Raw genomic sequence first — 12,347 nt, forward strand, 5'->3', positions numbered from 1 at the left:
CGGCGCATCTTTATTCCGCGGCGCATCCCTCGCAGATGAACAAGGATTTCGTCGTCGCTTACAAGAAGGCGTTCGGCAACCGTCCGGGCTTCATGGCGGTCAGCGGCTATGACGGCATCCATCTGATCTACGAGGCGCTGAAGAAGACCAATGGTGCGACCGACGGCGACAAGCTGATCGAGGCGATGAAGGGCATGAAGTGGGAGAGCCCGCGCGGTCCGATCTCGATCGATCCGGAAACCCGCGACATCGTGCAGAACATCTACATCCGCAAGGTCGAGAAGGTCGACGGCGAGCTCTACAACGTCGAGTTCGCGACCTTCGAGGCCGTCAAGGATTCCGGCAAGACCAAGAAGTGACGCGCGAAGCTCCGCCTCGTTCCACGTCATGGCCGGGATAAGCCGGCCATGACGTTCCACTTGACGTGGTATCCTTTGCGTCCTCTCGGCTGAGCTGACTTGATGGCCTCTATCCTCACCAACCTGTTCGACGGCGTCGCCTACGGCATGCTGCTGTTCGTGCTCGCCTGCGGGCTGGCGGTGACGCTCGGGCTGATGAACTTCGTCAACCTCGCGCACGGCGCCTTCGCGATGGCCGGCGGCTATATCTGTGCTGTGCTCGTCAATCAGTCCGGCTGGCCGTTCTTCGCCGCGCTGCCGCTCGCCTTTGTCGGCAGCGCCCTGATCGGCATCGCGCTGGAGCGCGCGCTGTACCGGCACCTCTATAGCCGCAGCCATCTCGACCAGGTGCTGTTCTCGATTGGTCTGGTGTTCATGTCGGTCGCGGCGGTCGACTACATCATGGGATCGTCGCGGGTCTTCATCAAATTGCCGGCGGCGCTGGAGGGCCAGATCGATCTGTTCGGCGTTGGCATCGGCCGCTACCGGCTGATGATCGTCGTGATCTGCGGCCTGCTCACGCTGGCGCTGCAGCTGATCCTCGCCAAGACGCGGTTCGGCAGCCGCCTGCGCGCCGCGGTCGACGATCCGCGTGCCGCGATCGGGCTCGGCATCAACGTGCCGCAGGTGTTCGCCTTCACCTTCGCCTTCGGCTGCGGCCTCGCCGGCCTCGGCGGCGCGCTGAGCGCGGAGATCCTCGGGCTCGATCCGTACTTCCCGCTCAAATTCATGATCTACTTCCTGATCGTGGTCACGGTCGGCGGCTCGTCGTCGATCACCGGGCCGTTCCTCGCCTCGCTGCTGCTCGGCATCGCCGACGTCGCCGGCAAATATTATGTGCCCAAGCTCGGTCCCTTCGTGATCTACACGGTCATGATCGTGATCCTGCTCTGGCGCCCGAACGGCCTGTTCGGCCGCACCGCGGCGCGGTGAGGCTGATATGAGGCTGATATGACCGCGCTGTCCGACGTCTCCACTCATGCGATGGCCAGCGCGCGCTGGCGGATCAGCGAGGTCGCGTTCTGGATCCTGGCGCTCGGCTGCGCGTTCCTGTTCCCGTCGCGCTACCTGATCATGACCGACATTGTGCGGCTCGGCCTGTTCGCGCTGTCGCTCGACCTGATCCTCGGCTACGCCGGCATCGTCTCGCTCGGTCACGCGGCGTTCTTCGGCGTCGGCGCCTATTCGGCAGGCTTGCTGGCGCTGCACGGCATCATCAACGAGCCGGTCATCGCGCTGGTCGCCGCCGGTCTCGTTGCGGCGGTGCTCGGCTTCCTGACCAGCTTCCTGGTCATCCGCGGCGTCGACCTGACCCGTCTGATGGTAACGCTCGGCATCGCGCTGCTCTTGGAAGCGCTCGCCGAACGCTTCTCTGATATCACCGGCGGCACCGATGGCCTGCAGGGAATCGAGATGCAGCCGATCCTCGGGCTGTTCACCTTCGACATGTTCGGCAAGACCGGCTTCTTCTATTCGCTGATCGTGCTGTTCATCCTGTTCCTGCTTGCGCGACGCGTGGTGCATTCGCCGTTCGGCCTGTCGCTGCGGGCGATCAAGAACAATCCGCTGCGCGCGGCCGCGATCGGCGTGCCGGTCAACCGCCGCCTGATCGCGGTCTATACGCTGGCCGCGTTCTTCGCCGGGATCGCCGGCGCGCTGTTCACGCAGACCACGGCACTTGCTTCCCTTGACGTATTTTCTTTCGAGCGCTCCGCCGACCTGATGCTGGTGCTCGTGATCGGCGGTACCGGCTATCTCTATGGCGGCCTGATTGGCGCCGTCGTGTTCAAGATGCTGCAGGAGCTGTTCCAGAGCCTCACCCCGCAATACTGGCTATTCTGGATCGGCCTCGTGCTTGTCGTGATCGTGATGGTCGGCCGCGCGCGCATCCATCGCTGGGTGCTGTTCGTGCCGAATCTGGTCATACGCCAGTTCGCCGGCCGCAAGGCCGCCGTCGCCGTGCCGGAGAGCGACGTGTCATGACGATCGCGCTGGAAACCCGCAATCTCGAGAAATCCTTCGGCGGCCTTCGCGTCACCCGCGACCTCTCGCTGAAGGTGATGCAGGGCGCCCGCCACGCGCTGATCGGGCCGAACGGCGCCGGCAAGACCACGGTCATCAACCAGCTGACCGGCGTGCTGAGCCCGAACAGCGGCCGCATCCTGCTCGAAGGTGCCGACATCACCGGCCTCTCCGTGCACAAGCGGGTGCTGCGCGGGTTGTCGCGCACGTTCCAGATCAACCAGCTCTATCCCGATTTGACGCCGCTCGAGACCATCGGGCTTGCGGTCTCGGAACGGATGGGCCGCGGCGGCGACTGGTGGCGGCGGATGGGAACGCGCGACGACGTCAATGCCGAGATCGCCGAGATCCTGTCGCGCTTCCATCTGCTCGACGTCATGACCGAGCTCACATCGACATTGCCCTACGGCAAGCAGCGCCTGCTCGAGATTGCGGTCGCGATCGCGGCCAAGCCGCGGGTGCTGCTGCTCGACGAGCCGGCGGCCGGCGTCCCCGAGAGCGAGCGCCACGATATCCTGGCGGCGGTCGCGGCGCTCCCGCGCGACGTCACCGTGCTGCTGATCGAGCACGACATGGACCTCGTGTTCTCGTTCGCCGACCGCATCTCGGTGCTGGTCAATGGCGGCCTGCTCACCGAGGGCGCGCCCGACGAGGTCGCGCGTGATCCGCAGGTGAGGGCGGTCTATCTCGGCGAGGCAGCCGATGCCTGACCTGCTCTCCATCCAGGGCCTGCGTGCCGGCTACGGCGAGGCCGTCGTGCTGCCCGATATGTCGCTGGCGCTTGCCGACGGCCAGGTGCTCGCGCTGCTCGGCCGCAACGGCACCGGCAAGACCACGCTGATCAATTCGATCGTCGGTATCACCAGCCGCTTCGGCGGCAGCGTTACGCTCGCGGGCCAGGACATCACCGCGCTGCGGCCCGATCAGCGCGCCCGCGCCGGGATCGGCTGGGTGCCGCAGGAGCGCAACATCTTCCGATCGCTGACGGTGGAAGAGAACATGACCGCGGTGGCGCAGCCGGGGCCGTGGACGGTCGAGCGGGTGTACGAGATGTTTCCGCGGCTGAAGGAGCGGCGCGGCAATTTCGGCAACCAACTGTCGGGCGGCGAGCAGCAGATGCTGGCGATCGGCCGGGCGCTGACCTTGAACCCCAAGGTGCTGTTGCTCGATGAGCCGACCGAAGGCCTCGCGCCGATCATCGTTGAGGAATTGTTAAAGGCGATCGGAACCATCACGCGCTCGGGCGGTATCTGCTCGATCATTGTCGAGCAGAACGCGCAAAAGATTCTGGGGCTCGCCGACCGCGTTGTGATATTGGAACGCGGCACGATCGTGCATGATGCGGCAAGCAGCGCGCTGAAGGCCGATCCCTCCGTCCTCGAGCGCCATCTCGGCGTCGCCGGGACCAAAAAACACTGACGACCTCAGGGAGTTCACCATGCAGCGAACCAAGCCTCCGTTCCGCGCCGACGAGGTCGGCAGCCTGTTGCGGCCGCCGAAGATCAAGGAGGCCCGCGCCAAGCTGGAGAAGGGCGAGATCTCGGCCGACGAGCTGCGCAAGGTCGAGGACATGGAGATCGAGAAGGTCGTGCACAAGCAGGCTTCGGTCGGCCTGAAGCTTGCGACCGACGGCGAGTTCCGCCGCTCCTGGTGGCACTTCGATTTCCTCAGCCATCTGACCGGCTGCGAGCTGTTCCATCCGGACATGGGCATCCAGTTCGCCGGCGTGCAGACCCGGCACGACGCCATCCGGGTGATCGGCAAGCTGGATTTCTCCGATCAGCATCCGATGCTCGATCACTTCCGCTTCCTGAAGAAGTATGCCGACCAGGCGCACGTTACGCCGAAGATGACGATCCCGTCGCCGGCGGTGCTGCACTTCCGCGGCGGCCGCAAGCTGATCTCGAAGGAGGTCTATCCGGATCTCGAGGAGTTCTATCAGGACCTCGGCAAGACCTACCGCAAGGCGGTGAAGGCGTTCTACGATGCCGGGTGCCGCTACCTGCAGTTCGACGACACGGTCTGGGCCTATCTGTGCTCGCAGGAGGAATTGCAGAAGTCGCGCGACCGTGGCGACAATCCCGATGGCCTGCAGGAGATCTACGCGCGCGTCATCAATTACGCGATCGCCGATCGTCCGTCCGACATGGTGATCACGACGCATGTCTGCCGCGGCAATTTCCGCTCGACCTGGATTTCCTCCGGCGGCTATGAACCGGTCGCCGAGACCATGCTGGCCGGCACCAACTACGACGGCTATTTCCTCGAATATGATTCCGATCGTGCCGGCGGCTTCGAGCCGCTGCGCTTCCTGCCCAAGGGCAACAAGGTCGTGGTGGTCGGCGTCATCACCTCGAAGTTCGGCGAGCTCGAGAAGAAGGACGACATCAAGCGGCGGCTCGAGGAGGCGGCGAAGTTCGCCCCGATCGAGCAGCTCGCGGTGTCCCCGCAATGCGGCTTCGCCTCGACCGAGGAGGGCAACATCCTCTCCGAGGAAGAGCAGTGGGCCAAGCTGCGGCTCGCCGTCGAGGTCGCGAACGAGGTGTGGGGAAAATAGCACTGTCTCCGTCGTCATTGCGAGGAGCGATAGCGACGAAGCAATCCATTTCTCCGCTTGCTGAGACATGGATTGCTTCGCTTCGCTCGCAATGACGGAGAGAGCTGTCCTGTCGTTCACTGCTCCGCCAGATAGACCTCGCCGAGCAGCGAGGAGTTCGACCACGGCACCTGCTTGCCCTTGGTCGCAGCGACGACTTCGGCGCGGACCCGCGTCAGCATCTGCTGCACCTCGAGGCCGGGCGTGCCGACATGGCGCGACAGTGCCGCAGAAAACGGGCTGTTGGCGCCTTCGCCGTCGAGCGCAACCTGGCCCGGCGCGGTCGCGAATGCGATCAGCGTGCCGGCGCCCAGTGTCGAGCCTGATCCGAGCGTCGCGGGCGCAGCAAGGCCGGAGCCGGCCTCGATGCCGCGGCTCGGGCCTGTGGACGCCACCTGCGGCGCCATCGGATTGTTGCGGCAGGCATCGAGGATCAGGATGTTGGTACGGATCTGATCGTCGAGGCCGGCCATGATCGTATCCATATCGACCATCGCGTCGGTCATGCGCCCGCCCGCCTTGAACTCGATATCAACAGGCACGAGGTAGTTGCGGCCGTCGACCTGCACGCCATGGCCTGCGTAGTAGACGACGGCGATCTGCGACCGCGTCGCCTCGCGCAGGAAGTCGTGGATCGTCCGCTGCATCGCTTCGCGATCGAGATCGAGACCCTCCGAGACGGTGAAGCCGATGTCGCGCAGGCTCTTGGCGATGGCGCGGGCGTCGTTGGGCGGATTGGGCAGTGCCTTCACATGTGCATAGGCGCCGTTGCCGATCACCAGCGCGACGCGCCCGCCGGTTGCTGCGGCCTGCACGCGTGCTGCCGGTGCGGCCGGATTAGCTGCGGCGGGCGCCGGCGGTGCGGGAGCCGGGCTACTCTCGGCGGCAGGCACTGCCGCGGTCTTGCGCGGTGCGGCGTCGGCCTCCTTCAGCAGCGCGAGCCGCACCTTGGCGGTGGCCTGGTTGGCTTTGCTGCTGGCGTCGGAGGCGACACCCTCGATCACCACAGCGTAGTCTTCCTTGGCGTGCGCCGCGTCGCCCTTGGCCTCATAGGCGAGACCGCGCTGGGTGTAGGCCGAGATCAGCACGCTGCCGGGCGGCGTCATGATGTTGACCGGCACTTTCGCCTTCGCGAGCCGGATCGCGTCCGTCGTGTCCGCGATCGCGCGCGCGATGTCACCCTTGGCGCGCCAGATCACGGCGCGGCGGATCAGCGGCTGCGGCAGTGACGGATCGATCCTGACCGCCTCGTTGATGTCGGCGAGTGCGCCGTCGAGATCGCCGAGCGCCTGCTTCGAGGCGCCGCGGTTCTGATAGGAGAACGCCGACCTCGGATCGGCCTTGATCGCGGCGTCATAGTCGGCAATCGCCTTGGCGTAGTCCCCCTTGCCGCGATAGGCGTTGCCGCGGTTGTGATAGATGATGCCGCTCGACGGCCCCATCCGCAGCGCGTCGTTGAAGTCGGCGATCGCGATGTCGTACTCGCCCTTGTCGTAATAGGCCGAGCCGCGCAGATTGTAGACGGCAGTGCTGGGCTTGAGACGTAGCGCCTCCGTCGCTTCCGCAATCACCTGCGGGTAGTTGCCCTTCTTGTTCCAGCCGACTGCGCGCCAGAAATAGATGGTCGCGAGCTTCTCGCCGGAAAACACCTTCAGCGCGATGATCTTGGTGCAGGCGTCGATCATCTGGTCGGCCGGCGTGGTGTCGGTCGTGCAGAGCGGGCCGAGCTGGGCGCGCGTCTGGGCGAAACCGGGCGCCGACCACAGGACGGCAAGAAGCAGGCAGGGGATCAGGAGCAGGCGGCGCATCGGTCATCCCGGCGTGGCGGCCGTCATGGTGATCGGCGACGGCGAGGTGGTTCTGGAGGCGATCATGAATGTTTGGTGATCGGGCGGTAGAGGGGGTTCAACTGGTGGGAAAACGGTGGTAAGACCTCGCTCCACACTATCTCTGCCCACTTTTGTCCCACTCGCCGCTGCCCACTCTGGCCGCCTTTGGCACCATGAAGAACGACGAAATCCTCAGCCAGATCACGGATTTCTGCCGGCGCTCCGATATGGCGGAGACGACGTTCGGCCGCCGTGCCGTCAATGACGGCAAGCTGGTGCACCGGCTGCGCGAGGGCAAGCGCATCACCATCGATACGCTCGACCGCATCAATGGCTTCATCGCGACCTCGACCCCGGGGGGCGTGGCGCCGCCGCGCGGCCTCGTGGTGCCGCCGGAAAAGCGCGATCCGCGGGGCAATTTCCGCTTCTTCGAGAACCGCCAGCGCTATCTGCTGTTCGTGCACACCTGCAGCGAGAAGCGGGTGATCGCCGACCGGGTCGCGCTGGAACTGGCCGCGATCCACCCCCGGCCACCGGCGCTGCGGGTTTTCGACGCCGGGATGGGCGACGGCACGGTGCTGGCGCGGGTCCTGCGTGCCATGCATGGCCGCTTCCCACATATGCCGTTCTATGTCGCCGGCAAGGAACTGAGCCTGGAGGACGTCCGCCTCACCCTCGACAAGGTCCCGGACCGTCTGTTCGAGCATCCGGCCAGCGTCTTCGTGTTCACCAACATGTATTACGCCGAGGCGCCCTGGCTGACGCCGAAGAACTCCGCGGCGGCCGCCAGCATGATCTGGCACGAGGTGGCCCTGCGGGGGGCCTCCTCAGGCGAGTTCGAGGCCCAGATCGCGGAACTCGGTCCATTCCTTGAGCAGAATTGGCGGGCGAACCTGAGCCCCGGCAATGCGATGCCGATCTACGAGCGGCCGGTGGCGCTGGTGCTGTACCGGGACGATCACCGCTTCCTGCTCGATTCCATCATTCCGCGGGCCGGCCGCACCGAGGCGAATTTCGATCTTGTGATCGCCTCGCAACCCTACCGCGCGAAGTCCTCGGTGAACTTCCGCGCCAAGCGGATCATCGCGCCGCTGGCCCGCGCGCTGCGCGGCGGCGGGCGGCTGATAGGAATCCACTCCCACGGAAGCGATCCCGGGCTTGAAATGATTCAAGCCGTCTGGCCCGGAGAAAATCCTTTCGCCGTCAGCCGTCATGAGATACTGCGCGCGGTGAAATACGAGTTGGGCTCGGCCGGTCGCGAGCTGAACTTCAATGCCTACGCCGATAATCGCTCGATCTTCCGATATGATATGGAAGCGCTGCCTAATGAGGTGACCGGCTCGATCGGAACCTCGACGGCCTTTGCAGCGTGGAATGCCGCGGTGTATGTCGCGCAGATCGAAGATGAGCGGTTGGTCGAAACGACCGAAAACGGACGAGCTCTCGAGGCCACACGCGAAGTTCTCCGCAAACACAACGGGCTGTGGTTCTACGACGAATCCTACGTCATCTCACGGCGACGAGACTGACATGCCGGGGACATATTCACCAACCAACGTCGGACTTCGACGAAACAAGGGGTTTGCTTGATGCGCGCGTCTTATCTCTTCACCAGCGAGTCGGTCTCGGAAGGCCATCCGGACAAGGTCTGCGATCGTATCTCGGATGAGATCGTCGATCTGTTCTACCGCGAGGGACCGAAAGCGGGCATCGACCCGTGGCAGATCCGCGCGGCGTGCGAAACGCTCGCGACCACCAACAAGGTGGTGATCGCCGGCGAAACGCGCGGCCCGAGCTCGGTCACCAACGAGCAGATCGAGGGCGTCGTGCGCGGCGCTATCAAGGACATCGGCTACGAGCAGGACGGCTTCCACTGGAAGACCTGCGACATCGAGATCCTGCTGCATCCGCAGTCGGCCGACATCGCGCAGGGCGTCGACGCGCTGCAGCCGGGCGAGGTCAAGGAAGAAGGTGCCGGCGACCAGGGCATCATGTTCGGTTACGCCACCAACGAGACGCCGGACCTGATGCCGGCGCCGATCTTCTATGCTCACAAGATCCTGCGGCTGATCTCGGAAGCGCGCCACTCCGGCAAGGAGAAGGTGCTCGGTCCGGACTCCAAGAGCCAGGTCACCGTGCAGTACGAGAACGGCAAGCCGGTCGGCGTCCGCGAGATCGTGGTCTCGCACCAGCATCTGGTCGAGGATCTCTCGTCCAACCAGATCCGCGACATCGTCGAGCCGTATGTGCGCGAAGCGCTGCCGAAGGAGTGGATCAACGGCAAGACGATCTGGCACATCAACCCGACCGGCAAGTTCTTCATCGGCGGTCCCGACGGCGATTCCGGCCTGACGGGCCGCAAGATCATTGTCGACACTTACGGCGGCGCGGCTCCGCATGGTGGCGGCGCGTTCTCCGGCAAGGATCCGACCAAGGTCGACCGCTCGGCTGCGTACGCTGCACGCTACGTCGCCAAGAACATCGTTGCGGCCGGTCTTGCCGACCGCTGCACGCTGCAGCTCGCCTACGCGATCGGCGTGGCGCGTCCGCTGTCGATCTACATCGACACCCACGGCACCGGTAAGGTGTCGGAGGACGAACTCGAGAAGGCGGCCGCCAAGGCGATGGATCTGACGCCGCGCGGCATCCGCAGCCACCTCGACCTCAACCGCCCGATCTACGCGCGCACCTCGGCCTACGGCCATTTCGGCCGTACGCCGGACAATGAGGGCGGCTTCTCCTGGGAGAAGACCGATCTCGTCGAGCCGCTCAAGCGCGCGCTCTAACGCTTGCGTCATTCCGGGGCGCTCGCGAGAGCGAGCGAACCCGGAATCCTCTTCCATCAGTTCCAGATTCCGGGTTCGCCTCATCGAGGTGCCCCGGAATGACCAGTTCAACAACAGGACGCTCAAATGAACGCCCCCACGAAGCCCGGCTTCACCGACTACATCGTCAAGGACATTGCGCTCGCCGATTTCGGCCGCAAGGAAATCTCGCTGGCCGAGACCGAAATGCCCGGCCTGATGGCCACCCGCGAGGAGTTCGGCCCCAAGCAGCCGCTGAAGGGCGCGCGCATCGCGGGCTCGCTGCACATGACGATCCAGACCGCCGTGCTGATCGAGACGCTGGCCGCGCTCGGCGCCGACATCCGCTGGGTCTCCTGCAACATCTATTCGACCCAGGATCACGCCGCCGCGGCAATCGCCGCCGCCGGCATTCCGGTGTTCGCCGTGAAGGGCGAGACGCTGACCGAGTACTGGGACTACACCGCCAAGCTGTTCGACTGGCATGGCGGCGGCACCCCGAACATGATCCTCGATGACGGCGGCGACGCCACCATGCTGGTGCATGCCGGCTACCGCGCCGAGCAGGGCGACACCGCCTTCCTCGACAAGCCGACCTCCGAGGAAGAGGAGATCTTCTACGCGCTGGTCAAGCGTCTGCTGAAGGAGAAGCCGAAGGGCTACTTCGCCGAGATCGCCAAGAACATCAAGGGCGTCTCCGAGGAGACCACCACGGGCGTGCATCGTCTCTACGAGATGGCCAACAAGGGCACGCTCTTGTTCCCGGCGATCAACGTCAACGACAGCGTCACCAAGTCGAAGTTCGACAACCTCTATGGCTGTCGCGAATCGCTGGTCGACGGCATCCGCCGCGGCACCGACGTGATGCTGTCGGGCAAGGTCGCGATGGTCGCGGGCTTCGGCGACGTCGGCAAGGGTTCGGCGGCCTCGCTGCGCCAGGCCGGCTGCCGCGTCATGGTCTCCGAAGTCGATCCGATCTGCGCGCTGCAGGCGGCGATGGAAGGCTATGAGGTCGTGACGATGGAAGACGCCGCGCCGCGCGCCGACATCTTCGTCACCGCCACCGGCAACAAGGACATCATCACCATCGACCACATGCGCGCGATGAAGGATCGCGCCATCGTCTGCAACATCGGCCACTTCGACAACGAGATCCAGATCGCGTCCTTGCGCAATCTGAAGTGGACCAACATCAAGCCGCAGGTCGACGAGATCGAATTCCCCGACAAGCACCGCATCATCATGCTGTCGGAGGGCCGCCTCGTGAACCTCGGCAATGCGATGGGCCACCCGTCCTTCGTGATGTCGGCCTCGTTCACCAACCAGACGCTGGCGCAGATCGAACTCTGGGCCAACAACAAGGACGGCAAGTACGCCAAGAAGGTCTACGTGCTGCCGAAGACGCTCGACGAGAAGGTCGCCCGCCTGCACCTCGCCAAGATCGGCGTCAAGCTGACCGAGCTGCGCAAGGACCAGGCCGACTATATCGGCGTCAAGCAGGAAGGTCCGTACAAGTCGGATCACTACCGCTACTGAGCTGCGCTGACTGCGATCGATGAAGTGAAGAGCCCCGGCATCGTCCGGGGCTTTTTGCTGACTCCGGTGCGCGCTCGTGGACGACTCCCGTGATGACGCCGATCCACCGATGTCGTCCCTGCGAAAGCAGGGACCCATACGCCGCGGCGGATGTTGTTGAAGGGACCCGTCGTTCCAACATCGCCAACAATGAGCATTTGTGGTTATGGGTCCCTGCTTTCGCAGGGACGACATTGAGTTTGTTGCACGGTCTGGGAGTCATACGTCCGCATTCGAACGACATGGTCTGCCCGGGCTTTGCTTGTCTTTCGGCCCTCTCATGAACAGAGGGCGCCGTAATCCGCCTCACCCCGGCTTCCGCGCCGTGCCGTGTCCGAGCTGCCGCGAGATATCGCTGGCGCAATCGCGCAGCGCGGCTGCGATGGCGCTGTTCCAGCTGGCGTCGAAGGTGCCTTCCGGGCCCATCGCTGTTATGACCAGGGCGACGTGGCCGGCGTGATCGAACACCGGGGCAGCGAAGGCGTTGACGCCGGGCAAGGGATCGCCGATCGCGCGCGCGAGACCGCGGCTCTGAACTTCCGCAAGCATCTCGGTGGTCTTCGCGCTGATGGTCTCGCGCTTCGGATTGTAGCCGACGCCGAGGCGGTCGAGGCCGCTCTCGAGCGCGGTCTTGACGGCGTTCGGCGGCATGAAGGCGGCGAAGGCGCGGCCGGTCGCGGTCTCGAGCAATGCCACCACCGATCCGACGCGCATCGCGATATGTACCGGATGGCTCGGCTCCTCGAGCCGCACCACGGTCGCGCCGTGGGTGCCCCACACCGACAGCGACACCGCATGATTGATGCTGTCGGCGAGCGCGGCGATCTTGGGCGTCGCGATCCGCACCGCAGACTGCCGGCGCAGGCTGATCAGGCCGAGCTCGAGCGCCAGCGCGCCGATCTCATAACGGCCGGTGGTCTCGTCCTGCTCGATCAGGCCGATGCGCGAAAAACTGACGAGATAGGGGTGCGCCTTGGCCGGCGGCATGCCGGCTTCGCGCGCGAGATCGCGCAACATCATCGGTTCGCCGCTGCGGGCGAGCGCGCGGAGCAGCTCTCCGCCGACCTCGATCGATTGTATGCCGCGGCTTTCTCTCGTCATGTGGCCTGTTCACGTTCGCGCT

Annotated in this window: 11 protein-coding genes; 9 read left to right on the forward strand and 2 right to left on the reverse strand. The window is 65.0% G+C overall.

From position 1 onward, the window contains the following. The 6 genes from QMZ05_RS38080 to QMZ05_RS38105 all read left to right on the forward strand — a co-directional run. A partial coding sequence (locus QMZ05_RS38080) for an ABC transporter substrate-binding protein (protein WP_353705433.1) occupies positions 1-359 on the forward strand: 359 nt, incomplete at its 5' end. Positions 360-461: 102 nt separating this feature from the next. Then, on the forward strand, positions 462-1,331 hold the full coding sequence (locus QMZ05_RS38085; RefSeq protein ID WP_353705434.1) for a branched-chain amino acid ABC transporter permease: 870 nt from the start codon (positions 462-464) through the stop codon (positions 1,329-1,331). An 18-nt stretch (positions 1,332-1,349) separates the two neighbouring features. Beyond that, positions 1,350-2,381, forward strand: a complete 1,032-nt coding sequence (locus QMZ05_RS38090; protein WP_353705435.1) for a branched-chain amino acid ABC transporter permease — start codon at positions 1,350-1,352, stop codon at positions 2,379-2,381. After that, positions 2,378-3,130 (forward strand): ABC transporter ATP-binding protein, encoded by a 753-nt coding sequence (locus tag QMZ05_RS38095; RefSeq protein WP_353705436.1) that lies wholly within the window; start codon positions 2,378-2,380, stop codon positions 3,128-3,130. Before QMZ05_RS38090 ends, QMZ05_RS38095 begins: the two co-directional genes overlap by 4 nt. Next, positions 3,123-3,839 carry an ABC transporter ATP-binding protein gene (locus QMZ05_RS38100; protein ID WP_353705437.1) on the forward strand — a complete coding sequence of 239 codons (717 nt, stop codon included), beginning with the start codon at positions 3,123-3,125 and terminating at the stop codon, positions 3,837-3,839. The genes QMZ05_RS38095 and QMZ05_RS38100 overlap by 8 nt, the downstream gene beginning before the upstream one ends. 19 nt (positions 3,840-3,858) lie before the next feature. Continuing rightward, on the forward strand, positions 3,859-4,977 hold the full coding sequence (locus QMZ05_RS38105) for a cobalamin-independent methionine synthase II family protein (protein ID WP_353705438.1): 1,119 nt from the start codon (positions 3,859-3,861) through the stop codon (positions 4,975-4,977). Positions 4,978-5,093: 116 nt separating this feature from the next. On the opposite strand, the gene QMZ05_RS38110 is transcribed toward QMZ05_RS38105, so the two are convergent. Next, positions 5,094-6,824 (reverse strand): caspase family protein, encoded by a 1,731-nt coding sequence (locus tag QMZ05_RS38110; RefSeq protein WP_353705439.1) that lies wholly within the window; start codon positions 6,822-6,824, stop codon positions 5,094-5,096. A 194-nt stretch (positions 6,825-7,018) separates the two neighbouring features. Between QMZ05_RS38110 and QMZ05_RS38115 the strand changes: the two genes are divergently transcribed. From QMZ05_RS38115 to ahcY, 3 genes are all read left to right on the forward strand, one after another. Continuing rightward, the gene (locus QMZ05_RS38115) at positions 7,019-8,374 is read left to right on the forward strand and encodes a hypothetical protein (RefSeq protein WP_353705440.1); all 1,356 of its coding nucleotides are present in this window, start codon (positions 7,019-7,021) and stop codon (positions 8,372-8,374) included. 60 nt (positions 8,375-8,434) lie between these two features. Then, positions 8,435-9,631, forward strand: a complete 1,197-nt coding sequence (gene metK, locus QMZ05_RS38120) for a methionine adenosyltransferase (protein WP_353705441.1) — start codon at positions 8,435-8,437, stop codon at positions 9,629-9,631. A 126-nt stretch (positions 9,632-9,757) separates the two neighbouring features. Continuing rightward, positions 9,758-11,185: an adenosylhomocysteinase gene (ahcY, locus tag QMZ05_RS38125; protein ID WP_146987819.1), complete on the forward strand. Its 1,428-nt coding sequence runs from the start codon at positions 9,758-9,760 to the stop codon at positions 11,183-11,185. Positions 11,186-11,530: 345 nt separating this feature from the next. On the opposite strand, the gene QMZ05_RS38130 is transcribed toward ahcY, so the two are convergent. After that, entirely contained in the window at positions 11,531-12,325 is a 795-nt protein-coding gene (locus tag QMZ05_RS38130) for an IclR family transcriptional regulator (RefSeq protein WP_353705442.1), read from the reverse strand. Positions 12,326-12,347: the final 22 nt, after the last annotated feature.

This window comes from Bradyrhizobium sp. INPA03-11B (genome assembly GCF_040446015.1).
GTDB lineage: Bacteria > Pseudomonadota > Alphaproteobacteria > Rhizobiales > Xanthobacteraceae > Bradyrhizobium > Bradyrhizobium macuxiense_A.

Coding starts and splice junctions, on each gene's coding strand:
- QMZ05_RS38090 (WP_353705435.1), top strand. CDS start 1,350: ATGACCGCGCTGTCCGACGTCTCCACTCATGCGATGGCCAGCGCGCGC.
- QMZ05_RS38085 (WP_353705434.1), top strand. CDS start 462: ATGGCCTCTATCCTCACCAACCTGTTCGACGGCGTCGCCTACGGCATG.
- metK (WP_353705441.1), top strand. CDS start 8,435: ATGCGCGCGTCTTATCTCTTCACCAGCGAGTCGGTCTCGGAAGGCCAT.
- QMZ05_RS38095 (WP_353705436.1), top strand. CDS start 2,378: ATGACGATCGCGCTGGAAACCCGCAATCTCGAGAAATCCTTCGGCGGC.
- QMZ05_RS38130 (WP_353705442.1), bottom strand. CDS start 12,325: ATGACGAGAGAAAGCCGCGGCATACAATCGATCGAGGTCGGCGGAGAG.
- ahcY (WP_146987819.1), top strand. CDS start 9,758: ATGAACGCCCCCACGAAGCCCGGCTTCACCGACTACATCGTCAAGGAC.
- QMZ05_RS38110 (WP_353705439.1), bottom strand. CDS start 6,824: ATGCGCCGCCTGCTCCTGATCCCCTGCCTGCTTCTTGCCGTCCTGTGG.
- QMZ05_RS38100 (WP_353705437.1), top strand. CDS start 3,123: ATGCCTGACCTGCTCTCCATCCAGGGCCTGCGTGCCGGCTACGGCGAG.
- QMZ05_RS38105 (WP_353705438.1), top strand. CDS start 3,859: ATGCAGCGAACCAAGCCTCCGTTCCGCGCCGACGAGGTCGGCAGCCTG.
- QMZ05_RS38115 (WP_353705440.1), top strand. CDS start 7,019: ATGAAGAACGACGAAATCCTCAGCCAGATCACGGATTTCTGCCGGCGC.